19 protein-coding genes and 1 pseudogene are annotated in these 23,817 nt (G+C 71.3%); 10 read left to right on the top strand and 10 right to left on the bottom strand.

Translation table 11 applies throughout. The features are described 5' to 3' along the window. Nucleotides 1-13: 13 nt before the first annotated feature. The 3 genes from AB0M95_RS19730 to AB0M95_RS19720 form a co-directional block, all read right to left on the bottom strand. On the bottom strand, nt 14-1,249 hold the full coding sequence (locus AB0M95_RS19730) for an acyl-CoA dehydrogenase family protein (protein ID WP_363766347.1): 1,236 nt from the start codon (nt 1,247-1,249) through the stop codon (nt 14-16). Nucleotides 1,250-1,855: 606 nt separating this feature from the next. Beyond that, the gene (locus tag AB0M95_RS19725; protein WP_363766344.1) at nt 1,856-3,004 is read right to left on the bottom strand and encodes a DegT/DnrJ/EryC1/StrS family aminotransferase; all 1,149 of its coding nucleotides are present in this window, start codon (nt 3,002-3,004) and stop codon (nt 1,856-1,858) included. Nucleotides 3,005-3,026: 22 nt separating this feature from the next. Further along, nucleotides 3,027-3,806, bottom strand: coding sequence for a class I SAM-dependent methyltransferase (locus tag AB0M95_RS19720; RefSeq protein ID WP_363766341.1), 780 nt, complete (start codon nt 3,804-3,806; stop codon nt 3,027-3,029). Nucleotides 3,807-3,957: 151 nt separating this feature from the next. On the opposite strand from AB0M95_RS19720, the gene AB0M95_RS19715 reads away from it, so the two are divergent. After that, entirely contained in the window at nt 3,958-5,181 is a 1,224-nt protein-coding gene (locus AB0M95_RS19715) for a class I SAM-dependent methyltransferase (RefSeq protein WP_363766338.1), read from the top strand. 236 nt (nt 5,182-5,417) lie between these two features. Here the strand turns inward: AB0M95_RS19715 and AB0M95_RS19710 are convergent, their stop codons facing one another. From AB0M95_RS19710 to paaA, 6 genes and pseudogenes are all read right to left on the bottom strand, one after another. Continuing rightward, on the bottom strand, nt 5,418-7,553 hold the full coding sequence (locus AB0M95_RS19710) for a molybdopterin-dependent oxidoreductase (RefSeq protein ID WP_363766335.1): 2,136 nt from the start codon (nt 7,551-7,553) through the stop codon (nt 5,418-5,420). Between the two features lie 23 nt (nt 7,554-7,576). After that, entirely contained in the window at nt 7,577-8,671 is a 1,095-nt protein-coding gene (locus tag AB0M95_RS19705) for a 2Fe-2S iron-sulfur cluster-binding protein (protein WP_363766332.1), read from the bottom strand. Continuing rightward, nucleotides 8,671-9,135 carry a 1,2-phenylacetyl-CoA epoxidase subunit PaaD gene (paaD, locus tag AB0M95_RS19700; protein ID WP_363766329.1) on the bottom strand — a complete coding sequence of 155 codons (465 nt, stop codon included), beginning with the start codon at nt 9,133-9,135 and terminating at the stop codon, nt 8,671-8,673. The genes AB0M95_RS19705 and paaD overlap by 1 nt, the downstream gene beginning before the upstream one ends. Then, nucleotides 9,129-9,860: a 1,2-phenylacetyl-CoA epoxidase subunit PaaC gene (gene paaC / locus AB0M95_RS19695; RefSeq protein WP_363766326.1), complete on the bottom strand. Its 732-nt coding sequence runs from the start codon at nt 9,858-9,860 to the stop codon at nt 9,129-9,131. Before paaC ends, paaD begins: the two co-directional genes overlap by 7 nt. Next, a complete protein-coding gene (gene paaB / locus AB0M95_RS19690; RefSeq protein WP_363766530.1) occupies nt 9,857-10,162 on the bottom strand; it encodes a 1,2-phenylacetyl-CoA epoxidase subunit PaaB in 306 nt (101 codons plus the stop codon). Before paaB ends, paaC begins: the two co-directional genes overlap by 4 nt. A 36-nt stretch (nt 10,163-10,198) precedes the next feature. Next, nucleotides 10,199-11,131: pseudogene (gene paaA, locus AB0M95_RS19685) on the bottom strand (1,2-phenylacetyl-CoA epoxidase subunit PaaA); the annotation flags it as partial. A gap of 138 nt (nt 11,132-11,269) precedes the next feature. On the opposite strand from paaA, the gene AB0M95_RS19680 reads away from it, so the two are divergent. Next, nucleotides 11,270-12,796 carry a benzoate-CoA ligase family protein gene (locus tag AB0M95_RS19680; RefSeq protein ID WP_363766323.1) on the top strand — a complete coding sequence of 509 codons (1,527 nt, stop codon included), beginning with the start codon at nt 11,270-11,272 and terminating at the stop codon, nt 12,794-12,796. 44 nt (nt 12,797-12,840) lie between these two features. On the opposite strand, the gene AB0M95_RS19675 is transcribed toward AB0M95_RS19680, so the two are convergent. Continuing rightward, complete coding sequence (locus AB0M95_RS19675) at nt 12,841-13,641, bottom strand: arylamine N-acetyltransferase (protein ID WP_363766320.1); 801 nt, start codon at nt 13,639-13,641, stop codon at nt 12,841-12,843. A 166-nt stretch (nt 13,642-13,807) separates the two neighbouring features. Between AB0M95_RS19675 and AB0M95_RS19670 the strand changes: the two genes are divergently transcribed. The 8 genes from AB0M95_RS19670 (at nt 13,808) to AB0M95_RS19635 (ending at nt 23,682) form a co-directional block, all read left to right on the top strand. Further along, the gene (locus tag AB0M95_RS19670; protein WP_363766317.1) at nt 13,808-15,607 is read left to right on the top strand and encodes a non-ribosomal peptide synthetase; all 1,800 of its coding nucleotides are present in this window, start codon (nt 13,808-13,810) and stop codon (nt 15,605-15,607) included. Between the two features lie 5 nt (nt 15,608-15,612). Beyond that, a complete protein-coding gene (locus tag AB0M95_RS19665) occupies nt 15,613-17,517 on the top strand; it encodes a cobalamin-dependent protein (RefSeq protein ID WP_363766315.1) in 1,905 nt (634 codons plus the stop codon). After that, nucleotides 17,507-18,643 carry an acyl-CoA dehydrogenase family protein gene (locus tag AB0M95_RS19660; protein WP_363766312.1) on the top strand — a complete coding sequence of 379 codons (1,137 nt, stop codon included), beginning with the start codon at nt 17,507-17,509 and terminating at the stop codon, nt 18,641-18,643. The genes AB0M95_RS19665 and AB0M95_RS19660 overlap by 11 nt, the downstream gene beginning before the upstream one ends. Continuing rightward, complete coding sequence (locus AB0M95_RS19655; RefSeq protein ID WP_363766309.1) at nt 18,640-19,443, top strand: alpha/beta fold hydrolase; 804 nt, start codon at nt 18,640-18,642, stop codon at nt 19,441-19,443. Before AB0M95_RS19660 ends, AB0M95_RS19655 begins: the two co-directional genes overlap by 4 nt. Beyond that, the gene (locus AB0M95_RS19650) at nt 19,440-20,687 is read left to right on the top strand and encodes an acyltransferase (RefSeq protein WP_363766306.1); all 1,248 of its coding nucleotides are present in this window, start codon (nt 19,440-19,442) and stop codon (nt 20,685-20,687) included. The genes AB0M95_RS19655 and AB0M95_RS19650 overlap by 4 nt, the downstream gene beginning before the upstream one ends. 63 nt (nt 20,688-20,750) lie before the next feature. Continuing rightward, nucleotides 20,751-21,620, top strand: coding sequence for a phytanoyl-CoA dioxygenase family protein (locus AB0M95_RS19645; RefSeq protein WP_363766303.1), 870 nt, complete (start codon nt 20,751-20,753; stop codon nt 21,618-21,620). 84 nt (nt 21,621-21,704) lie between these two features. Next, nucleotides 21,705-22,145: an SRPBCC domain-containing protein gene (locus AB0M95_RS19640; protein ID WP_363766300.1), complete on the top strand. Its 441-nt coding sequence runs from the start codon at nt 21,705-21,707 to the stop codon at nt 22,143-22,145. A 325-nt stretch (nt 22,146-22,470) separates the two neighbouring features. Continuing rightward, nucleotides 22,471-23,682 (top strand): class I SAM-dependent methyltransferase, encoded by a 1,212-nt coding sequence (locus tag AB0M95_RS19635; protein ID WP_363766297.1) that lies wholly within the window; start codon nt 22,471-22,473, stop codon nt 23,680-23,682. Nucleotides 23,683-23,817 lie beyond the last annotated feature (135 nt).

Here is a 23,817-nt window from a genome sequence, read left to right as displayed (position 1 = left end):
TGGATTCCTTCCGCTATTCGAGCCCGAACCGGGCCTTGGCCAGATCGCGCTTGGCGATCTTCGCGAGGTAGGTGGACACCCCGGCGTGCGTGACGAACATCGACATGTCCCGCCACACCCGCTCGATGCGCTCGCCGCCGCGCACGGCGCTCGAACCCGCAGTGGGGAACAGGTACGACTCGACCGCCCGCCAGCACAGCGCGACCGCCTCGCTGCAGATCCCGGCCAGGCCGAGCTCGTGCTCCTTGGTGACGGCTGACGCGCCGTGGGCGCTCGCCTCGCGCCACTGCCGGGCCACGTCCATGGTCGCCGCCTCCGCCGTGGCGATCAGACCGGCGGCCTTGCCGTACGTGAGCTGGAAATCCGGGTCCTCGCTACGTGTCACGATGGGCGGGAAAGGCGTCGTCCGCGTGCGCATGAGGTCCTCGTACGCGTCGAGCGCGCCCTTGGCCATGCCGACGGCGAGCAGCGCGTCCTCCATGACCATGAAGCTGAGCTGCCCGCCCCCGTACTCGGGGCCGTGGAGCGAGCGCCCCGGGGTCCCCCCGGTGACGTCGATCTGGCTCATGTGGCCCTTGATGGTGTAGCGGTCGGGGACGCGGCCGTTCACGATGCGGATGCTGTGCGACCCGCTGCCCTTCAGCCCCAGAGCCTGCCCCCAGTCGTCCAGGCGGGTCCACTGGCTGCGCGGGGCGATGAACAGCATGGGCTCGGGCGGCCCCCCGTCCTCGGGGGAGACCATCGCGTGTCCCATGAAGTGCGAGGCGTACGGCGAGCCGGAGCAGTAGCCCCAGGTGCCGTTGATCAGCCAGTCCCCGTCGGCCGTGCGCTCGGCCGTCCCGCCGGGCACGACGGTCGCGGGGCAGATGAACTCGCCGGAGGCGAAGATCTCCTCCTGCGTGAGCTCGTCGAAGATCGTGGCGGCCGCCAGCGCGTGCGAGGCCCCCAGGCAGAACATCCACCCCGCCGACGGGCAGCCCCTGGTGAGGTTGATCGCCACGCGGACGAAGGTGTCGATCCCGAACTCGTAGCCGCCGTACCGGCGGGGCACCAGGATCCGGTAGAAGCCGGCCTCGGAGAAGCGTTCGTGGACGTCCTCGCCGTAGTACGTGCGCTGCTCGGTCTCGCCCTGGCGCTCGACCAGTTCGGGGATCATCGCCTCGGCCCTGGCGACCACGTCCTCGGGGGTGAGGCCAGGCTCCGGCGGGCCGGCGAGATGGTGCTCGAAAATAGTGGTGTCGACACCCATCGCTATGCGAGTCCTCACGGTTTCGTGGGCCAATTGGGCATGTCGTCAGCGTCACATCCACGAATTTCCGGCGCACCTTTAGGTGTGCTGTTTTCCCGAGGGGTTCGCGCTGGAAGGAAGCGGAAAACGGCCTGCAGTCCACTGCCTGTCAAAAGCCTGGTCCGCGCCCTTGCCGCGGCGCAGAGTTTTGGGTGTCAGGAAAACCGAGGCCGCCGACCCTGACAAGGGTGACACCATCCTCGCTTACGATGACCTCGATCGGCTCGTCTCGAGCACCGATGCGCGAGGTAAGACGACTTTCACGACTACGACGGGCCCGGCCGCAAGACCGGGACACGTGAAGGCTCCGTCACCGGGCGCCTGCCGACCTCGTGGACCTACGACACCGCCACCCGGGGCAAAGGCCTGCTCGCCGTCTCCACCCGGCACGGCACGAACGGTGATCACACCAATCAGATTTCCCGCCATGACATGCTCGGGTGGCCCGGGAATCGCGCGGGCAAATGGTCGCGCGCTCGCCGCTCTCAGTCAAATGTACGTCGAATTCAAGGCCCGATGAATGCTTTGTGACAACACTCGCTGAGTGCGCACGCAAAGAGAAGGGAATTACCAGCCGGATTTGATCGTGTCCGCTATATGCGCGCGATCGGCCTCGGAAAGCCACCAGCCGACGGGGATGTGGACTATGCGGTCGTGCACGGCGTCCAGGCCGGGCAGCGCCGGATCCGCGACGTCCCGCACGGCGCCGTGCGTGTCGTTGCGCCGGACCAGCATGCTCACCATGATCCCCGCGTCGTTCATCTTCCGCATGAACGAGGGCCGGTCCTCGGCCTTGACCGGGTACAGCCAGCAGGACGACTCCCGGTCCGGCTCCCGCGCGGTCAGTTCCAGTCCCGGTACGCCGGCCAGCTCCGCGTCGTAGAACGCGGCGTTCCGGCGGTGCTGTTCCACCCGCTCGTCGACGGTCTCCAGGTTCGCCAGCCCGATGGAGGCGCTGATCTGGTCCAGGTAGAAGTTGTAGCCCCACTCGGGCACGTCGTAGTTGCCGTTGACCCGGTCGGCCCGCCGGTCGATGCCGAAGAAGCGGAGCCTGCGGGCGCGCTCGTACGACCGCTCGTCGGGCAGGGTGAGCATGCCCCCGCAGCCGGTGCCGAGGTGCTTGGTCGCGTGGAAGCTGAACACGCAGATGTTCTCGCCGTCACCGCCCACCGGACGGCCGCGAAGGGTGCTCCCCCAGGCGTGCGCGCAGTCCTCGACGACCACCGGCCGGTAGCCGTGCGCGGCCTCGGCCGCGTCGAGGATCTCCCGCAGCCGGTCCAGGTCCACCGGATACCCGGCCCAGTGGACGATGACGATGGCGCGGGTGGCCGGTGAGATCTTCTTCGCGAGATCGTCGAGGTCGAGGTTGAGCGTGGCCGGGTCCACGTCGACCCAGCGCAGGCGCAGCCCGTTGGCCAGCACGGCCCAGTTGGTGGCCTCGAAGGTCAGCGGCGTGCTCAGCACCTCGTCCCGGGCGGCGTCCGGTCCGGCCTCCCGTCCGTCGCCGGTGCCGGACGCGCCCGCCAGCCGCAGCGCGAGATGCAGGCCCGAGGTGCCGTTGTTGACCGTGGCCACATACGGGTTCCCGAGACGCGCGCCCAGCGCCGCCTCGAACTCCTCGACCACCGGCCCGTGCCCGATCATGCCGGTGCGCAGCACGTCGGCGATCCGGTCCAGGGTGCCCGGTCCGATCGCGGCCTTGAGCAGCGGGATCATCGGCGCGCTCCGTCCGGTCCGTTCAGTGCCGGACGCCGACGAAGAGCCCACGGCCGTCCCCGATGTCCCCGCTGTCGATGTACTCGGCGTCGCAGCCCGCGCGCCGGAACGCGGCCGTGTAGTCGGCGGGCTCGAACAGGGTGAAGATCTGGACCTGGTCGAAGTGGCGTACGCCTGTCGCGTCCGCCACGGACCAGTGCGACTCCTGCCGGACGGTGGAGCCCGTGGTCCGCGCCATCCGCCCCACCCGCGCCACCGTACGGTCCGCGCCGCGTACGAAGTCGCCGGCGATGTGGCCGTCGATGAACCTGGCGGGGAAGTACCACGGCTCGACGATCAGCACCCCCCCGGTCGGCAGATGAGCGGCCATGCGGCCCACCGCCGCCTCCAGCTCCGCCGTGTCGGTCATGTAGCCGACCGTGCCGAAGAGGCTGCACACCGCGTCATAGGTCCGGCCGGTGTCGAACCGCCGGATGTCCCCGTCGTGGACCGCCACGCCGGGCACCTTCCCCCTGGCCGCCGCGCGCATCGTCGGGGACAGTTCGACGCCCTCGACCTCGTCGAACATGAGCCGGAACGTCCGCAGGTGCTCCCCCGTCCCGCAGGCCACGTCCAGCAGCGAGGCCGCCCCGGGGCGGCGGGCGCGCACCAGCTCGGTGACGACGGCGGACTCGTGCGCGTAGTTCTTGCCCCGCCCCAGGTAGACGAGGTCGTAGACCTCGCTCACCTCGGCGCTGTAGACGTTGGCCTTCCGGGTGCCCTCGGCGTCCCGGGTGGCCATGGCCGACATGTCCGTGGTCATCAGCCCTCCGCAGTGAATTCGATCACCCGGCAAGTCTCACATCCGCCGCGTTCGCCGGGCATCTTCCCGATTGCGCAGCGGCGCCGCCGGCGCCGCGAACTGGGCAATCTTCGAGATGTTCCCCGCGAGGGCCCGCGGCTAGCCTCGGCTCATGTCGAATGGTAGCTGTAGGATTTGCGGCGGTACGGTGAAGGAAATCGTCGACCTGGGGCGGCAGCCGTCGGGCAATGGATTTCCGTTGCCTCATGAGATCGAGCACGAGAGGTCTTTCCCGCTCAGCGCGGGGACCTGCGACTCCTGCACGATGTTCCAGCTGCTCGATGATGTTCCCTCAGAGGCGAAATACCGCGACGAATACCCGTATCACGCGTCGGGTTCTGCGGTGCACCGCGCGCATTTCGAGGGGAACGCCCGCCGTTTCCTGGAGACCGAGCTGACCGGACCGGACGCGTTCATCGTCGAGATCGGCAGCAATGACGGCGTCATGCTCGCCACCATCGCGCAGGCCGGCGTCCGGCACCTGGGCGTCGAGCCGTGCCGGGAGGTCGCCGACGTCGCGCGGGGGCGGGGGATCCGGGTGCTCGGGGAGTTCTTCGACGAGAACACCGCGGCCGCCATCCGCGCGGAGCACGGCCCCGCGGACATGGTGTTCGGGGCCAACTGCATCGCCCACATCGTCCATCTCCGGCGGCTGCTCCAGGGCATCGACACGCTCCTGACGCCCGACGGGGTGTTCGTCTTCGAGGAGCCCTACCTCGGGTCGGTCATCGCGCAGAACGCCTTCGACATGATCTACGACGAGCACGTCTTCGTCTTCTCGGTGCGGTCGATCAAGGCCATGGCGGAACTCGCCGGGTTCGAGCTCGTCAACGCCGAGCCCGTGCCGCTGCACGGCGGCACGATGCGCTACACGATCGCGCGGCCGTCCCGGCGCGCCCTGGCTCCCGCGGTGGCGGAGTTCCTGGCCCGGGAACGAGAGCAGGGGCTGGCGGAGCACGGCACGATCGAGAAGTTCGCCGCCGCGGTCCGGAAGATCCGGGAGGACCTCACCGGGCTGCTGGGCGACCTCCACGCGCAGGGCAAGCGGGTGGTCGGCTACGGCGCGCCCGCCAAGGTCACGACGGTGACGAACTACTGCGGCATCGGGACCGAACTGATCCCGTTCGTGGTCGACTCGACCCCGTCCAAGCAGGGACGGCTGGTCGCGGGCTCGCACATTCCGGTGCTGGAGCCCGGGGCGTTCTCCGCGGACCACCCCGACTACGCGGTGCTGTTCGCGTGGAACCACGCCGAGGAGATCATGGCGAAGGAGCAGGCGTTCCGCGAACGGGGCGGACGCTGGATCCTCTACGTGCCCGACGTGCACATCGTGTGAGACGTCCCGGCCCGCCGCCGGGCCGCCACGCCGTGCCACCGTGCCGCCGCATGCAAGTCGTGCGGCGGCACGTCGCGTCGCGTGGTCAACATCCCGGTGGGCTGGTGGCTGTCGGACGACGAGCGCGCGCACATCGCGCGGACCATCAGATCCGGCTGGTAGAGCCGCCTCCTGCGGGGACCGCCCCGGCCGTCACCCGCCGCGCGGGATCGGGCCGGAGCCGCGTGCGCACCAGGTCAGGCGGTGACCTTCGAGACCGTCACGGGGACCGCGTTGAAGACGGCGTTGCCCGACACCGGGTCGATGACCGTCTCGTCGGTCAGGGCGTTGGCGTTGACCCCGGCGTGCCGCACCGCCACCGGCTGCTTCCCGCCCGCGTGACCCCACCCGTGCGGCAGGCTGACCACGCCCGGCATGATCGATTCGGTGGGCTCGACGGGCACGACGACCTCCCCGGCCGCCGAGCGGACGAGCGCGGTCTCACCCAGCCCGAGCCCGGCCACGTCGTCGGGGTGCACGTGCAGCGTGCACCGGTTGGAGCCGCCGACCAGCACGGGCACGTTGTGCAGCCAGCTGTTGTTGGAGCGCAGCTGACGCCGCCCGATCAGCAGGAGCTGCGAGGCGGGCGCGGCGGGCCGCGCGCGCAGCCGGCGCACTTCCTCGACCATCGCCTCCGGCGCCAGCGCCACCCGCCCTGAGGGCGTGCACACCAGCTCGCCGAGCCGCGGCTCCAGCGGGCCTAGGTCGACGCCGTGAGGCTGGGCGATCAGCTCCTTCAGCGACAGCTCGTACGCGCCGAGCCGCAGCAGGGCGTCGAGCATCAGCTCCGGCCCGCTGTCGCCGGACAGCTCGGCCCGCAGGCCGCTCGCCTCGCCGAGCACCTGCCCGACGATCATCTCGTCGAGCGCCGCCGGGTCGGCCTGCGCGCCCTGGCCCGCGGCGATGAGCGTGAGCCTGGCCAGGATCTCCGCCTCCGACCGCTGGTCGGGGCCGAGCGGGAGGATGGCGGGCGAGAACCTGGCGTAGTTCCGCACGGTCACGGTGGACAGCAGGAAGTCGTAGTGCGGCATCTGCAACATCCGCGGCGGCGGCAGGATCACGTCGGCGTGCCTGGTCGTCTCGTTGAGGTACGGGTCCACGCACACCATGAAGTCCACGCCGGCCAGCGCCCGGTCCAGGCGCGGCCCGTTCGGCGCCGACAGCACGAGGTTGCCCGCCACCGTCACCATGGCCCTGACCTGGCCCTCGCCCGGCGTCTCCAGCTCGTCGGCGAGCGTGGCGACCGGCAGCTCGCCCATCACCTCCGGCAGGTCCCGCACCCGGCTGCGCCAGTTGCCCGTGGTGAACGGCTCGCGCGGCCGGAAGATCTCCGCGATGGCGGGCCGGGTGAACATGACGCCGCCGGGCCGGTCGAAGTTGCCGGTCAGCACGTTCACCACGTCCACGAGCCACTGCGTGAGCGTGCCGAACTCCGAGGTGCAGGTGCCGACCCTGGTGTAGACGGCCGCCGAGGGCGCCGCCGCCAGGTCGCGGGCCAGCGCGGTGATGCGGCCGGCCGGAACGCGGCAGATCCGCGCGGCGGCCTCCGGCGTGTGCGGGGCGACCGCCTCGCGCAGCTCGTCCAGCCCGTCGACCTCGATGTCGATCGAGGTCAGCTCCTCGGCCAGCAGCGTGTGCACGATGGCCAACAGCAGGTGGGGGTCGGTGCCCGGGCGGACGAACAGGTGCTCGTCGGCCAGGGCGGCGGTCCTGGTGCGCCGCGGGTCGGCCACGACGAGCCTGCCGCCGCGCCGGCGCAGCGCCTTGAGCCTGCCGGGGAAGTCGGGGGCCGCGCACAGCGAGCCGTGCGACTCGGCCGGGTTGGCCCCGATGACCAGCAGGAAGTCGGTGCGGTCGAGGTCGGGCACGGCGATCGCGAAGGGGTCGCCGAGCATCAGCCCGCACGCCACCTGCTTGGGGGCCTGGTCGATGGTGCTGGCGGAGTAGACGTTGCGGGTGCCGAGCGACTGCGTGAGCGGCATCCGGTACATGAACCCGGCCATGGTGTGGAAGGTCGGGTTGCCGAAGTAGACGGCGACCGCGTCCCGTCCGTGCTCGGAGATCACCCGTCCCAGGCCGCGCTCGACCGCCTCGAAGGCCTCCTCCCACGACGACTCGCGCAGCTCGCCGTCCACGCGGACGAGAGGGTGACGCAGGCGGAAGGGGTCCTCGTCGAGCGCGCCGAGGCTGGCGCCCTTGGGGCAGATGTAGCCCCGCGAGAACGGGTCGTCGGCGTCCCCCTTGACCGAGAGGACGTGACCCGTGTCGTCCAGTTGGAGGCGCAGGCCGCAGACGGCGTCGCAAATGGGACAGGTTCTGTGCGCGATGGTCATGGAAACTCCCCGATGTCGAAAGATCAGAGCACGTCGAAGTCGATACGCACCCGGGCGGTCAGCGGCACCGCCTGGCACGTCAGGATGTCGCCCGCGGCCCTGTCCTCCTCGCTGAGCGCCCAGGTCCGCGCCATGCGCACCTCGCCCTCGACGACGCGGGCGCGGCAGGTGCCGCACACGCCGGTCTGGCAGGAGTACGGCACGTCGGGGCGGTCGGCCATGACCGCGTCGAGCACCGTGCGCCCCGGCTCCAGGGGCACGCTCGTGACCCGGCCGTCCATGACGACGCTCACCTCGGCCGCCCCGGGGACCGTGCCCGTGGGGGACGCCGGACGGCTCTCGCCGGCGGGCACGCCCAGGTGGAACAGCTCCGTGTGGATCGCGGCGGGGTCCACCTCGTGCCCGGCCAGGGCCGCGAGCGTCTCGTCCACCATGCCGGCGGGCCCGCACACGAACCACTCGTCCACCTCGGCGGGCCGCAGCAGCCGGGCGAAGAGCGCGTCGAGCGTGGCACGGTCCAGCCGCCCACGGGGCAGGCCGACGCGCGGCTGCTCGCGGGAGAACAGGTGCACCAGGTGCAGCCGGCCGGGGTGGCGGTCCTTCAGGTCGCCGAGCTCGTCGGCGAACATCGTCGAGCCGGCCGCGCGGTTGCCGTACAGGACCGTGAAGCGGCTGCCCGGCTCGGTGTCCAGCGCCGTGGCGACGAGCGACAGCACGGGCGTGATGCCCGAGCCGGCGGCCACGGCGGCGTAGCGGCGGCGGCGGGCGGGGTCGAACCGCACGCCGAACGTCCCGACGGGCGACAGCAGTTCGAGCTGGTCGCCCGGCGCGAGCTCCCTGGCCGCGTACGTGGAGAAGGCCCCGCCGGGCACCACCCGCACGCCCAGGCGGAGCCTGCCCCGGCCGGCCAGCTCGCGCGGGGTGGAGCAGAGCGAGTAAGACCGGCGGACCTGGCGCCCGTCCACCGGCAGCCGCACCGTGACGTGCTGGCCGGCGGTGAAGGAGAAGGCGCCGGTCAGCTCGTCCGGGACCAGGCAGGTCACCTCGACCGCGCTGCCGTCCGCGGCGACCGGCGTGACCGACTCGACGCGGACGCGGTGGAAGCGCGGTCTGGCCATCAGTGCGCCTTCAGATGCTCGAAGGGCTCGCCGCAGCCCGGGCAGAGCCGCAGCGCCATGCAGGCGGCGGCGCCGGCGCTGGCCAGCTCCGTGGTGTCGGGGAACGCGCAGCGGGGGCAGCCGGGCTGCAGCAGCGGCAGCGACAGCCGTCCCGGCGGCGCGATGCCCGCGTCGGCGAGCTTGGCGCGCGCGGTCTCGCTCAGCCAGTCGGTCGTCCACGGCGGCGACATGGAGACCACCACCTCCACGTCGGCCGCGCCCGCCGCCCGCGCCGCCGCGGCGACGTCCGCCTTGATCAGCTCCAGAGCGGGGCAGCCCAGGTAGGTGGGGGTGACCGTGACGACGGCGTTGCCGTCGTCGTCCACGCTCACCTCGCGCAGCATGCCCAGCTCACCGATGGACAGCACCTGCAGCTCGGGGTCGGGCACCGCCCGCACCGCCGCCTCCACTTCGGCCTTCACCATCGTGCCCCCACATGCGCTCGGTGGACGTACTGCATCTCCGCCAGCAGCGGGCCGAACCACTCCGTGTGCCGGCCCTCCCGGCCGCCCGTCGCCGCCCAGCCGTCCCGCGGCCTGGCCAGCGTCGCCTCGCCGAGGACGCGGTCGACGACCTCCAGCCACGGCCCGCGCAACGCCGCCGGGTCGAGGCCCGCCTCGGGCGCCGCCCACGGCTCGAACAGCTCGTGCGTGTACGGCCACACCTCCTCGACCGCGTCGCGCATCCGCCGGTGCGACAGCGGCGTCCCGTCGCCCAGCCGGACCGTCCAGACGGACGCGTAGCTCACGTGGAACGCGCTCTCCTTGGCCGCCTTGGCGGCGATGCCGGCCAGCCGGGGCTCGGCCGCGCGCGACAGCCGGGTGTAGAGCAGGTTCTGGTACGTGGCCAGGAGCAACGTCTTGGCCACGGTCGTCGCGAAGTCCCCGTTGGGCAGCTCGACGAGCTGGACGTTGCGGAACTCGTGCTCGTCGCGCAGGAACGCCAGCGCGTCCTCGTCCCTGCCGGCCCCTTCGAGGTCGCCGGCGTAGGTCAGGAACGCGCGGGCCTGCCCGAGCTGGTCCAGCGCGACGTTGGCCAGCGCGACCTCCTCCTCCAGTTGCGGCGCCCGCGCGCACCACTCGGCGGTGCGCTGCGCGGCCACGAGCGCGTCGTCGCCGAGGCCGAGCAGGTAGTCGAACAGGGCGGTCACAGGCCCTCAACCCCTTCGGGCGGCGGGAAGGAGGAGGCGTGGCGGTACTGCTTGTCCGCGGCGGGGGCGAAGTAGGCGTCCTTGTGCTCGGGGTCCGAGGAGGTCATCGACCGCGACGGCACCACCCACAGGGACACGCCCTCCTCCCTGCGCGTGTAGAGGTCGCGGGCGCTGTGCAGCGCGAGGGCGGCGTCGGGGGCGCGCAGGCTGCCCGCGTGGGTGTGGCCGAAGCCGCGGCGCGGGCGCACGAACACCTCCCACAGCGGCCACTCCTCCTCGACCGCGTCGACCTCCTGAGCGATGGCCTCCTGCGCGTCGATCTCCCGCGCGGCGGCCTGCTTCGCCGCCTCCTTCGCGGCGTGGGCGGCGGCGGCCTCGCGCACCCAGGCGCCCTCCTCGTGCGCGCGCCTGCGGTGTGCCAGCCGCTGCTTGTTGCGCGGCCCGTGCCCGGCCACCACCCGCATCAGCTCGTCGTAGTCGGGCGGGGTGAAGTCGTGGTGCCCACGCTCGGGGTTCCAGCGCAGCGCCGGATCGGGCAGCCGGACGCCCAGGGCCTCGGCCTGGGGCACGCACAGGTCCACGAACCGCTGCCGCAGCTCGTCGTTGCTCGCCCGCTTGATCCGCCACGTCATGGAGGAGGCGGAGTGGGTCGAGAGCGAGTCCGGCGGCCCGAACATCGCCAGCGACGGCTGCCACCAGCGCTCCACCGCCTCCTGCAGCGACCGCCGCTGCGCGGGCGTGCCGCGCGACAGCGTGTACAGCAGGTCGAAGCCCTGCCGGTGGTGGAAGGATTCCTCCCGGCAGATGCGCACCAGCGCCCTGGCGTACGGCCCGTACGAGGTACGGCAGAGCGAGACCTGGTTGACCACCGCGGCCCCGTCGGTCAGCCACGCCAGCGCGCCGACGTCGGCCCAGGTGAGCGTCGGGTAGTTGATGAACGACAGGTACTTCTGCCGGCCCTCGTGGAGCGCGTCGAGCAGCTCCTCCCTGCGCGCGCCCAGCGTCTCGGCGACCGCGTACAAGTACAGCCCGTGCCCGGCCTCGTCCTGCACCTTGGCGATGAGGACGGCCTTGCGCGCCAGGCTCGGCGCGCGGCTGATCCAGGCGGCCTCGGGCTGCATGCCCATGATCTCCGAGTGCGCGTGCTGCGCGATCTGCCTGATCAGGCTCTCGCGGTAGCCGTCAGGCATCCAGTCCTTGTACTCGATCTTCTGATCCCCCGCGATCAGGGCATCGAACGCGCTGATGCTCACGACCCACCTCCTCCGCAGATCGTCTTCAGCGTCGTTCGCGGGCCCCGCGCCGCGCATCTTCATGCTTGCGGCGATCTGCCCTGCTTGCGGAAATCTGCCATAATTTCGGCAATCTGCGAGATGCACGCCGGGGCGGGCCCCCCGACCATGGGCGGCATGACCATACGCGCGAGGGACCTGCCGAGGACGTTCAACATCGCCACCCACTTCCTGGACGGCAATGACCCCGGCAGGATCGCGCTGCTCACCTCGGCGGGCCCGGTGACCTACGGCCGGATCCAGGCGCTGGCCGGTCAGGTGGGGCACGTGCTGCGCGGGCTGGGCGTGCGCCGCGGCGACCGGGTGCTGCTGGCGCTCGGCGACGGCGTGGAGTCGGTCGCCACCTGGTACGGCGTGCAGAAGATCGGCGCGGTCACCGCCGAGGTCTACACCTACCTGCAGCCGGACGAGTACCGCTTCTTCGCCGAGTACGCCCGCCCCGCCGTGGTCGTCGCCGACGCGTTCACCCTCGACCGGCTCCGCGCCGCCGGCATCCGGGACCTGCTGGTGGTCGGCGTGCCCGAGGAGGAGTTACGCGCGGGTGAGCACCACTTCGCCTCGCTCACCGCCGCCGCGCCCACGGAGCTGGAGGCCGCGCCCACCACGCCCGACGACGTCGCCATGTGGCGCTTCACCACGGGCAGCACGGGCAAGCCGAAGGCCTGTGTGCTGGCCGCCCGCAGCGCCGCGCTGAGCATGGAGTGGTTCGCCAGGGGAGTGCTCGACCTCGGGCCCGACGACATCGTGCTGCCCGTGCCCAAGCTCTTCTTCGGCTACGCCAACAACATCACCGCGCTGTTCCCCTTCCGCGTGGGCGCGAAGGGCATCGTCTTCCCCGAGCGCAGCACGCCCGAGCGCATCTTCGAGCTGATCGCCGAGCACCGCCCGACGATCCTGGTCAACGTGCCGACCATGATGGCCGCCATGCTCGCCCACCCCGACGCCGCCCGCCAGGACCTCAGCAGCCTGCGCGTGTGCATCTCGGCCGGCGAGGCGCTCCCGCTCGAACTGCACCGCCGGTGGCTGGCGACGTTCGGGGTCGAGGTGATGGACGGCATCGGCTCGTCCGAGATGTTTCACGGGTACGTGTGCAACCGGCTGGGCCGGGCCAGGATGGGCACGCTCGGCCAGGCCGTCCCCGGCTACGACGTGCGGGTGGTGGACGAGGACGGCGTGCCGCTGCCCGACGGCGAGGTGGGCCGGCTGGAGATCACGGGGGAGACGGCGGCGCTGGAGTACTGGCAGGACCCGGCGAAGACGGCCGCCACCTTCGTGGCCCCGGACACGGTGCGCTCGGCCGACCTGTTCTCCCGTGACGAGGACGGCTACTTCACTTTCAGCGGCAGGGCGGACGACCTGCTCAAGGTGGGCGGGAAATGGATCGCGCCCAGCGAGATCGAGAACTGCCTGATCGCTCACCCCGCCGTGGTGGCGTGCGCGGTCGTCGGGTTCGAGCGCGACGGGCTCACGCTGCTGCGCGCGTACGTGGTGACGAGCGGCGCGGCGACCGCGCAGGAGCTGCGCGACCACGTGCGCTCGCTGCTGTCGCCGCACAAGTGCCCCAAGGACGTGCGCCTGGTGGACGCGCTGCCCGAGACCGCGTCCGGCAAGATCAACCGCCGCGCCCTCACCAGCACGACCTGACGGCGGGCGCGCGGTGAGGGCCGGCACGCGCCGGCGGGCACGCGCTAACGGGTGACGGGCGGCAGGTCCGACAGCTCGACGCCGAAGCGGGAGCGGTAGGTCTCCCGCAGCTCGTCCTCGTCCTCGATCACCACGGTGCTCTTGCCGCCGTTCTCCCTGACGGTCAGCGTCGTCCCGCTGAGGGTGACCCGCCCGCCGTCCCGCGTCGGGATCGTGCAGTACAGGTGCCGCAGATGCGGGGACTCGGGCGCGTGCTGGTACCACCACCACATGGCCTCGAAGTCGGCCACCAGCCGCGGCCGGTCCTCCAGCCGGTACTGCAGCCGGCCGTCACGCAGCAGGTCCGTGTCGCCGTGCGGCGCGCGGGCCAGCTCGAAGGCTCCGTGCGGGTCCTGCTGCGGCAGGCCGGGCACCCAGCGCAGCGCATGGCGCGTGCCCCGGCCGAACCCGACGTCCACGAGCCACGGGTCGGGGGAGTCCGTCGTGTGCACGCGCAGCGCCATGTGGCCGATGATCGGGCCGAGCGCGCCGTCGTCGGCCACCCGGCCCGCCAGCACCTCCGCCCGGAATCCGAGCGCGCGCAGCAGCTCGAAGAACGCGCCGTTCAGCTCGTAGCAGGTGCCACCGCGCCGCCTGGCGATGATCTTGTCGAGGGCGGCCGCGCCGATGCCCATCGGCTCGCGCAGGTGGAAGTCCACGTTCTCGAACGGCACCGTCATGACGTGACGGTCGTGCAGGTCGCGCAGCGCGGCCGAGGTCGGCTCGCCGGGCCGCTCCGCGCCGATGCGCCGCAAATAGGCGGCCACCGTCCGGTCGTCGAGTAAAGGCCCGTGGGTCAGCGTCATAGTGCGGCTCCGCATTCTCACAGAAATGGCGGTACAAGGACCATGCCATTCTGCGGCCGCCCGGACACCTTTTCCATTGCGCAGATCTGTGGGCAATTCATGAGATGCGAAAAGCGCGTGCGCCCGGACACCATGAGGCGAGTAAACGTAGCCCCGGGAGGCAGAATTGACCGGCTCGAGCTCCGCGACGGCGACTCGCCCGTTCGCCGTCGTTTCCGCGGGAGTGCGATGGTGGGCGCAGGTGCAGCCGGACCAGCCTGCCGTGGTCAGCGGTGGCGAGGTGCTGACCTATTCCGATCTCTACGGACGTTCCTCTCGGCTGGCAGGTGTGCTGCGGGCGCGCGGTGTGGGCAAGGGTGACCTGGTGGTCCTGGCGCTCGAACGCTCGCCCGACCTGGTCGTGGCGGCGCTGGCCGTGCTGCTGGCGGGCGGCGCGTACGTGGGCGTGGACGTCGAGGACCCCGACGCGCGGCTGTCGGCCGTCATCGCCGACTCCGGCGCCCGCCTGGTGATCGCGCGGGAGGCCGACGCCCCGCGCTTCGCGGCCGGCGGGACGTGGGACGGCGACGCCCTGCCCGCCGAGCGGGCGTGGCGCGGCGACGTGCTGCCCATCGAGCGGGCCTGGGAGAGCGGCGCGCCCGCCCTGCGCGAGGGCCCCGAGATCACGCCGGACGACCTGTGCTACGTCGTGTACACCTCCGGCTCGACGGGCGTGCCGAAGGGCGTGCTCGTGCCGCACGAGGGCATCGCCAACCTGGCCGCCTGGCACCAGGACACCTTCGACGTGCGGCCCGGCGACCGCGTCAGCCAGATCGCCCGGCCCTCCTTCGACGCCTGGGCGCTGGAGGTCTGGCCGTGCCTGGCGGCCGGCGCCACGCTGCACCTGATGGAGGGCCGGCTGCCCGGCTCGTCCGACGCGCTGGCCCGCTGGATCTCCACGCAGGGCATCACGGTCTGCTTCCTGACCACCGTGCTCGCCGTCGACCTGCTCGACCAGCCGGTGGGCGGGTCGCTGCGGGTGCTGCTGACCGGTGGGGAGAAACTGCACAGGAGGCCGCCGTCCGGGCTGTCGTACCGGCTGTACAACCTGTACGGGCCGACCGAGACCAGCGTGGTCGCCACCTACGCCGAGGTGGGGCCCGAGGGCGGGACGCCGCCCATCGGGCACCCGCTGCCCGGCATGCGGGCGTACCTGCTGGACGAGGAGCGCCGCCCGGTGCCGCGCGGCTCCGTCGGCGAGCTGTACATCGGCGGTACCGGCGTGGCCCACGGCTACCTCAACCGGCCCGAGCTGACCGCGCAGCGGTTCATGCCCGACCCGGTCGATCTCGGCGCCCGCATGTACGCCACCGGCGACCGGGCGCGCGAGCTGCCCGAGGGCGGGCTGGCCTTCGCCGGCCGGGCGGACGACCAGGTCAAGGTGCGCGGCTTCCGCGTCGAGCCCGGCGAGGTCGAGTCGGCGCTGCTGCGGCTCGACGGGGTGCGCGAGGCCGTGGTGGTCAAGAGCGAGCAGGCCGACCAGCTCGTCGCGGCCGTGGTGCCCGACGACCCGGCGGACCTGCCCGACCCCGTGGGCCTGCGCCGCGCGCTGGCCCGCGACCTGCCCGACTACATGGTCCCCGCCGTGGTCACGCTGCTCGACGCGCTGCCGCTGACCTCGCACGGCAAGGTCGACAGGAAGGCCCTGGCCAAGCCCCAGGAGCCGGCCGTGCGGGAGGAGGAGAGCGGCGGCTTGCGGACCGACACCGAGCGCGTGCTGGCCGAGCTGTGGTGCGAGGTGCTCCAGGTCGGCTCCGTCGGCAGGGAGGACAGCTTCTTCGAGAGCGGCGGCGACTCGCTGCTCGCCATCCGCCTGGCCTCGCGGGCCAGGCAGCGCGGGCTGCAGATGGTCGCCGACGACCTGTTCGAGTACGACGTGCTGCACGAGCTGGCGGCCTTCGTCAGCGCAGCGAGCCCGGGAACGTGAGGGTGATGAAGACCTGCCTGGTCGAGCTGACGGTCTATCCCAACACACTGCCGCTGGCCTCGGGCTACCTGCAGGCCTACGCGCAGCAGGACCCCGACGTGGCCCGCGACTTCGACTTCGCCATTCACGCGGTCGAGGTGAACACGCCGCTGGAGACGCTCGTGTCCGACCTGCTCGCGCAGGAGGCCGACGTCTACGGGCTGAGCTGCTACCTGTGGAATATGCGCCGCATGAAGGAGCTGTGCGACGAACTCGTCAGGCTGCGGCCCGACGCCTACGTCATCCTCGGCGGGCCGCAGGTCATGCACCACGCCGCGGAGTACGTGCCGCCGTCGGCCCGCAACGTGCTGGTGTGCAACAGCGAGGGGGAGAAGCCGTTCACCGCGTTCCTGCGCGAGGTGGCGGGCGAGCGCAACTTCCACGAGGTGCCGGGCGTCAGCTTCTGGGACGACGACGGCGAGCTCGTCACCACCCCGCAGCCCGACCGCATCAAGGACCTGGACGAGATCCCCTCGCCGTTCGCGGCCGGCGTCTTCGACGGGGGCGAGTACACCTTCGCCGTCGTCGAGACCAACCGGGGCTGCCCGTACCGGTGCTCGTACTGCTACTGGGGCGCGGCCACCAACGACAAGGTGCACCGGTGGGAGCTGGACCGCGTCAAGTCCGACCTGTCGTGGATCAGCGAGCACGGCGTGGAGAGCATCTTCGTCGCCGACGCCAACTGGGGCGCGCTGCCGCGCGACGTCGAGCTGACCCGCCACCTGGTGGAGTGCAAGCAGCGCAACGGCTACCCGTCGATGGTGGCGATCCAGGCGGCCAAGAACCGTCCCGACCGCGTCACGGAGATCACCGAGATCCTGGTCGAGGGCGGCATGCTCACGAGCCAGCCCGTCTCCCTGCAGACCACCAGCCCGCAGGCGCTGGAGCTGGTGCAGCGCGCCAACATCAAGGAGTCCACGTACGTCGAGCTGCAGGTCAAGCTCCGCGAGAAGAAGATCAGCTCCTATACCGAGCTGATCTGGCCGCTGCCGGGCGAGACCCTGGCCTCCTACCAGGAGGGCATCGGCAAGCTCTGTGCGTCCGGCGCCGACGCCGTCGTCTCCTATCCGCAGCTCCTGCTGCGCAACACGCCCATGTACCGGCAGCAGGAGGAGCTCGGCATCGTCACCGTGCGGGTGGACGACCCCGTCGCCGAGGCCGACGTGGTGGTCGGCACGAAGTGGGTGACCCGCGAGGACTTCCAGGAGGGCGCCTGGTTCTACTACGCGGTCATCAGCATCTACAACGCGCGGGCGGGCTTCTACGTCGCGCGCCTGCTCGACCGCCAGGGCGTGTGCTCCTACACCGACTTCCTGCGGGCGGCCGCCTCCTACTTCAAGACCAGGACCGATACCGAGACCTGCCGGTTCTTCGCCGACTCCGTGGCCACGCTCGGCAACTACGACATCAACAACATCGGCAAGGTGCTGCACTACGTCCTGCACTCCCACCGGGGCGAGATGGACGTGCTGCTGGAGGGGTTCCTGCGCGAGCGCGGCTGGCTGGACCTGCCCGGCGTGCGGCCGGCCTTCGAGCTGGACCTGCTGGCCAGGCCGTACGTCTACCGGGAGTCGGTGGTCGCGCCGAGCGTGCCGCTCACGCACATCCGGCTGGCCGAGCAGGACCGCTACACCTTCGTCGCCGAGCTGCCCCCGGAGGCCGCCGCGCTGCTGGAGCTGCCCGACCTGCCCGAGGGCGCGGACCTGGGCGTGGTGCGGCTGCGCGTCGACCACGTCGGCCGGCGCAAGATGCCCTATCCGAAGCACCGCAGCCTCGACTACAACGCGGGCTACTGCCAGGTCATGATGAACCGGATGCGGGACATCGTCCCCTCGTGGACGGTGCTGCCGGCGGTGCACCATGCGGCGTGAGCTGTTCACCGCCGACCACGACGCCTTCCGCGAGCTGGTGCGCACGTTCGTCGCCAAGGAGATCGAGCCGAACCACCGCGCGTGGGAGGAGCGGGGCGCGGCCGGCAGGGACGTCTGGCGCAAGGCGGGCGAGCTCGGCCTGCTCGGCATGGACGTGCCCGCCGAGTACGGCGGGGGCGGCGACCCCGACTACCTGCACCACGTGATCGTCTCCGAGGAGCTGGGCCGGGCCGGCGTGCACGCGCCCGCGCTGTCCCTGCACAACGAGATCGCCGGGCTGTACCTGCGCACGCTCACCACGCCCGAGCAGCGCGCGCGCTGGCTGCCCGGCTTCTGCAGCGGAGAGCTGGTCACCGCCGTGGCCATCACCGAGCCCGACGCCGGCAGCGACGTGGCGCGGCTGCGGTGCCGCGCCGTCCGGCGCGGTGAGGGCTACGTGATCAACGGGCAGAAGACGTTCGTCACCAACGGGGCCGTGGCCGACCTGCTGCTCGTGGCCGTCCGCACGGGTGAAGGCGCGGGTGGCGGGCTCAGCGTGATCGCCGTCGAGTCCGACCGGCCAGGGCTGTCGCGCGGGCAGGCGCTCGACAAGATCGGCATGCGCGCCATGGACACCGTCGAGCTCTTCTTCGACGACGTCGAGGTGCCCGTCGCCAACCTGCTGGGCCGCGAGGGCAAGGGCGTGGCCTACCTCATGCGCACGCTGCGCAGGGAACGCATGATGATCGCGGTCTCCGCGCTGGCCACCGCCGAACGGGTGCTGGAGTACACGATCGAGCACTGCCGCACCCGCCAGGTGTTCGGCCTGCCCGTCGGCGCGCACCAGCACAACCGCTTCGTCCTGGCCGAGCTGGCCACCGCCGTGGCCGTGGCCCGCTCCTTCACCGACCGGTGCGTGGCCGAGGAGGCGGCGGGCCGGCTGGAGCCGGAGGAGGCGGCGATGGCCAAGTGGTGGAACACCGAGCTGTGCCAGAAGGTCGTGGATCGCTGCCTGCAACTGCACGGCGGCTACGGCGTGGTGCGCGACTTCCCGGTGGCGCGGGCGTACGTCGACACCAGGGCGCAGACCATCTACGGCGGCACCACCGAGATCATGAAAGAGCTGATCGGGCACGCGCTGATATGAGAACACCTCCGTGGTACCTGGCTTTCGAGCCGAGGCCGTCGGCCAGGCTGCACCTCTATGCCCTGCCCTGCGCGGGCGGCGGCCCCTCGGCCTTCCGCCCCTGGACGCGGCACCTGCCGTCCTGGATCGAGCTGCGCGCCGTCACCCTGCCGGGCCGCCCCGGGCGGCACCGTGAGCCTGCGCACACCGACTGCGACACCGCCGCCCGCGCCCTGGCCGCCGAGCTGGCCGCCGAGCTGGAGGGCCAGAGCGTGCCGTACGCGCTGTTCGGCCACAGCATGGGCGCCATGCTCGGCTACCGCATGGTGCGTGAGCTGCAGTCGGCCGGCGGGCGCCTGCCCGAGCTGCTGGCGGTCGCGGCCTGGCCGGTGCGCGGCGCGCTCGCGCAACCCGACCCGCGTGACGGGGACGAGCGGTTCATCGCCTCGCTGCGCGCCCTCGGCGGGCTGCCCGACGAGCTGGCCGGCGACCCCGCCGTGCTGGCGCGGATGTTGCCCGTGGCCAGGGCCGACTTCACGCTGTGCGCGTCGTACGCCTACCGGGCCGAGCCGCCGCTGCCCGTGCCCGTCGCCGCCTTCTGCGGCACCCGCGACCCGGTCGCGCCGGAGCGCGGCATGGCCGAGTGGCGCGCGCAGACCACCGATTTCCGCGGGCTGCGAATTTTCGACGGCGACCATTTCTTCGTGCGCGACCGCGCCGCCGAGCTGGTCAGCGCGATAACAGCAATTCTGAAGATGCGCGGCCCCGCCGCGCGGCATGAAGCTGGGAGGGCTGTTCAACTCCGAGGAGCGTCCCTATGACAGACACCATTGGCGGCGATTCCCGGCCATCACGTGAAACCAGAGGACAGTATTTTCCTGAGCTGCAGGGAATACGCGCACTCGCGGTGCTGGCCGTCATCACCGTTCACTCCGCCTTCGCCGCCGGGCAGCTCGGCTACGCCGACCAGCCCGGCAACGGCTGGGTCGCCGTCGTGATCGAGCGGTTCACCCGCGAGTCACTGCCGATCCTCTTCGCCCTGTCCGGTTTCCTGCTCTACCTGCCCTTCGCGCGCAAGACCATCGAGGGCATCCCGCAGAGGTACAACCTGGGCTCCTACGCGTGGCGGCGCGCGCTGCGCATCTTTCCCGCGTTCTGGCTGCTGGCCCTGGTGGCGCTGTTCACGCCGCTGTTCCTGATGGCGGGCCAGGAGCAGGCCAGCTACGGCTTCTGGTACATCGTGCGGGTGCTGACCATGCAGCACGTCTACGTGGCCGGCGGCATCCCGTCCGGCATGGAGTCGACGTGGAGCATGGCGACGGAGATCGCGTTCTACATCCTGTTGCCCGTGTTCGCCTGGCTGTTCCACCGGCTCGCCGCCGGCGCGGCGACGCCGCAGGCCAAGGCGCGCCGCATGATGGTGCCGATCTTCGCCATCGTGCTCATCGGCTACGCCTTCAGCGCCTGGAGCCACCACCCCTCGCTCGGCCAGCCCCCGGTGCAGGGCAACTGGCCCATCGGCTGGTTCGGCTACCTGGCCATCGGCATGGCCCTGGCCACGCTCTCGGCCGCGGCCCAGAGCGGCGGCTGGCTGGCGCCGTACCGGCTGATCGCCCGGCACCCCGGCCGCACCTGGCTGGTCGCGCTCGGCGTCATCATCCTGTACTGCTTCTCGCCCATGGGCGACCAGGGCACCTCCAACTTCCCGTACACCGAGATCGTGCTGTTCGATCAACCGATCGACCTGCTGATCGTGTTCCTGCTGCTGGCGCCGCTGACCGTGCCCGACCTGCGCTCGCGCTTCCTCACCGGCGTGCTGACCGTCAGGCCGTTGCAGTACATCGGGCGGGTGTCGTACGCGATGTTCCTGTGGCACATCCCCGCCATCTACATCTGGAACCTGTGGGAGCCCACGAACTTCGGGCTCACGCTCCTGCTCGTGCACGGCACCGCGTTCGTCGCGGCCTTGATCAGCTACTACGCGGTCGAGAAGCCGGCGCTGCGGCTGCGCAACAAGCTCGGCAAGGGCTCCGCCGAGCCCAGCACGCCGGTGCTCGTGCGCTGACCCCCCGACGGACGACCTCCGCGCGCGCTCCGTCGAAAGCCGATCCGAAGAAAGGTGATGATCGTGGCGAGTCTGGCCCGAGTCAGATCTGACGCCGATCTCGGCGACGTGGTGGCCGTCCTGGAGAGGGACGGGGCCGTGATCGTCGAAGACTTCCTGGACAGCGAGACGCTCGCGGGGCTGCGGGCGGACCTGGAGCCGACGCTGCAGGACCAGTCCTACAGCGACAACTGGTACGACGGGCTGCGCACGCGGCGGGTGTCGTCGCTGTTCGCCCGCACCACGAGGCTGACCCCCGTGGTCACGCACCGCCTGTTCCTGGGCGCGGCCCGGGCCATCATGCAGAAGCCCATCCCCATGTGGATCGGCAAGTCGCGCCAGGACATGGTGCCGAGCATCCAGATCAGCGCCACCCAGCTCGTGCAGATCCACAAGGGGCAGGGCAAGCAGCCGCTGCACCGCGACGACGCCCTGCACCTGCGCCCGCACCCGGGCCCCACCACCAGGGTCATGGTCATGCTGGCGATGAGCGAGTTCACCGCCGCCAACGGCGGCACCCTGGTGATCCCCGGGAGCCACCACTGGGACGACGAGCGGGCGCCGGCCACCGAGGAGGCCATCCCCACCGAGATGCCGCCGGGCGGCGGGCTGATCTGGCTCGGCGGCGTCTACCACGGCGGCGGGCGCAACGTCACCGACTCGCCCCGCACCGGCATGACCATCGCCTACGACCTGGGCAACCTCCGCCAGGAGGAGAACCAGTACCTCGCGGTGCCGCGCGAGCGGGTGCTGGAGTACCCCGAGGAGGTGCGCAGGCTCCTCGGCTACGACCGGTGCCCGCCCGGCGTGGGCTGGCTGGAGATGAACGACCCCTACATCTGGCTGGAGTCGGAGGAGGCCAGGCACGCCGCTCTCGGTCACCTGGTCTCCTGACTCCCCAAGTGAGCATTCCTGAATAAGATCGGGACAGCCCGATCGGACACAATGACGATCCGGCTTACACGAAAGGACGACGCGATGAGCAAGATCGATATCACCCGCGTGCTCGACGCCCCGCGGGACTTGGTTTACGCTGCCTGGACCCAGCCGGAGCACTTCACCCACTGGTGGGGCGCGCCCCTGGACACCATCTCCATGGACGTCCGCCCCGGCGGCGAGTGGAAGGCCACGATCGTGGTCGACGAGCAGACCCAGGTCCCCTTCGCCGGCGTCTACCAGGAGGTCGTCCCGAACGAGCGCCTGGCCTACACGCTGGTCGACCTCAGCGGCAGGGAGCCCGCTCCGGAGCAGGCCGCCGGCCCCGAGACCGTGACCATCACGTTCTCCGACGCCGGCAACGGCACCAAGCTGGTCTTCGTGCAGGAGGGCAACCTCCCCGAGGAAGAGCTCCCCCGCGCCACGGAGGGGTGGGGCTTCTTCTTCGACGCCCTCGACCAGTACGTCACGAAGATCAAGTAATGTGACGACGGGGGAGATCCCCGGTGACCGCCGGCAACGGACGACGTTGGGACCGCCGGCCCGGTCCGATCTCCTCCACCTGCGGGATGTCCGGCCGCGCCGAGGGGCGGAGCCGTAACCGGCGACGATGGCGAGGTGCCGAGCGCGACCTACCTAGAGTGGCCGGACATCCGACGGCCGCCGGTGGCGGGGGAGCACACCGCGCGATCGGGGAGGGGCGTGGCCGATGCCGCGCCCCCGTCGCATGCCCGGACTCGTTCGCGCGCGCGGGAATCCCGCAAACGGCGATAAGCGAATTAACGCCCCGCGATGTTAGCGTCAATTCATGGAGACTTCCTGCCGCATCTGCTCTGGGCCGGTGAAAGGCTCGATAGACCTCGGTGTCCAGCCACGCGGAAACGCCTTCCCCAAGCCTGACCAATTGGCTGGGGAATTCTTTTACCCGCTGATCGTCGGAATGTGTGACTCGTGCGCGATGGTGCAATTGATGGCCGAGATCCCGCAGGAAGTCAGATATCACGACCAGTACCCGTACCGGGCCTCCAACTCCACCGTGCACAGCGAGCACTTCGCCGGCGTCGCGCGCCGGCTGCTGCGCACCGAGCTGACCGGCCACGACCCGTTCATCGTCGAGATCGGCTGCAACGACGGCGTCATGCTCGCCACGGTCGCCGACGCCGGTGTCCGGCACCTGGGCGTCGAGCCCTCCCAGGAGGTGGCCGCCCTGGCCCGGTCGAGAGGCGTGCGGGTGCTGCCGCGCTTCTTCGACGAGGAGACCGCGGGGGAGATCCGCGCCGAGCACGGCCCCGCCGACGTCATCTTCGGCGCCAACGTCATCGCGCACATCTCCCACCTCGACTCCGTGCTCAAGGGCGCCGTGACGCTGCTCGGCCCCGACGGGGTGTTCGTCTTCGAGGAGCCCTACCTCGGCGCCGTCGTCGAGCAGACCGCCTTCGACCTGTTCTACGACGAGCACTCCTTCGTCTTCTCCGTCAGCTCCATCCGCGCCGCCGCCCGCCTCTTCGGGCTCGACCTGGTGGACGCCGAGCCGCTGGCCATCCACGGCGGCTCCATGCGCTACACGCTCGCCAAGCGCGGCGCCCGCCGCCCCACCGCGGCCGTCGACGAGCTGCTGGCCTCTGAGCGGGCGCGGCGCCTCGACCGGCCCGCCACGCTCGAGGAGCTCAACCGCAGGGCCGAGCGCGTCCGCGACGAGCTGCCCGCGCTGCTCACCTCGCTGCGGGCGGACGGCAAGCGGGTGGTCGGCTACGGGGCGCCCGCCAAGATCACCACGGTCACCAACTACTGCGGGATCGGGACCGAGCTGATCCCGTACGTGTGCGACTCGACGCCGTCCAAGCAGGACCGGGTGGTCGCCGGATCCCACATCCCGGTGGTGGCGCCGTCGGTGTTCCGAGAGGACCGGCCGGACTACGCGGTGCTGTTCGCGTGGAACCACGCCAAGGAGATCATGGCGAAGGAGAGCGACTTCGCCGGCCGCTGGATCCTCTACATCCCCGAGGTCCACATTCTCTGACCCGTCACGGCCGTCCCATCACGCGAGCGGCCCGCCACGACGTCGTGGTACCTTCCCCGTCACCCGTCGGTGCTCAAGCGCACCGACGGGGCGGTCGTACCGGTAGGCGGGATCTTGCGGGTCTTCAACGCGAAC

The sequence above is a fragment of the Sphaerisporangium sp. NPDC051017 genome (genome assembly GCF_040683095.1).
Classification (GTDB): Bacteria; Actinomycetota; Actinomycetes; order Streptosporangiales; family Streptosporangiaceae; genus Sphaerisporangium.
The sequence above is the reverse complement of the archived record's forward strand: the minus strand, read 5'-3'. Positions and strand labels throughout refer to the sequence as shown.

Coding starts and splice junctions, on each gene's coding strand:
- AB0M95_RS19680 (WP_363766323.1), top strand. CDS start 11,270: ATGACCATACGCGCGAGGGACCTGCCGAGGACGTTCAACATCGCCACC.
- AB0M95_RS19665 (WP_363766315.1), top strand. CDS start 15,613: ATGAAGACCTGCCTGGTCGAGCTGACGGTCTATCCCAACACACTGCCG.
- AB0M95_RS19730 (WP_363766347.1), bottom strand. CDS start 1,249: ATGGGTGTCGACACCACTATTTTCGAGCACCATCTCGCCGGCCCGCCG.
- AB0M95_RS19725 (WP_363766344.1), bottom strand. CDS start 3,004: ATGATCCCGCTGCTCAAGGCCGCGATCGGACCGGGCACCCTGGACCGG.
- paaD (WP_363766329.1), bottom strand. CDS start 9,135: ATGGTGAAGGCCGAAGTGGAGGCGGCGGTGCGGGCGGTGCCCGACCCC.
- AB0M95_RS19710 (WP_363766335.1), bottom strand. CDS start 7,553: ATGACCATCGCGCACAGAACCTGTCCCATTTGCGACGCCGTCTGCGGC.
- AB0M95_RS19715 (WP_363766338.1), top strand. CDS start 3,958: ATGTCGAATGGTAGCTGTAGGATTTGCGGCGGTACGGTGAAGGAAATC.
- AB0M95_RS19705 (WP_363766332.1), bottom strand. CDS start 8,671: ATGGCCAGACCGCGCTTCCACCGCGTCCGCGTCGAGTCGGTCACGCCG.
- AB0M95_RS19650 (WP_363766306.1), top strand. CDS start 19,440: ATGACAGACACCATTGGCGGCGATTCCCGGCCATCACGTGAAACCAGA.
- AB0M95_RS19660 (WP_363766312.1), top strand. CDS start 17,507: ATGCGGCGTGAGCTGTTCACCGCCGACCACGACGCCTTCCGCGAGCTG.
- AB0M95_RS19675 (WP_363766320.1), bottom strand. CDS start 13,641: ATGACGCTGACCCACGGGCCTTTACTCGACGACCGGACGGTGGCCGCC.
- AB0M95_RS19655 (WP_363766309.1), top strand. CDS start 18,640: ATGAGAACACCTCCGTGGTACCTGGCTTTCGAGCCGAGGCCGTCGGCC.
- AB0M95_RS19640 (WP_363766300.1), top strand. CDS start 21,705: ATGAGCAAGATCGATATCACCCGCGTGCTCGACGCCCCGCGGGACTTG.
- AB0M95_RS19635 (WP_363766297.1), top strand. CDS start 22,471: ATGGAGACTTCCTGCCGCATCTGCTCTGGGCCGGTGAAAGGCTCGATA.
- AB0M95_RS19720 (WP_363766341.1), bottom strand. CDS start 3,806: ATGACCACGGACATGTCGGCCATGGCCACCCGGGACGCCGAGGGCACC.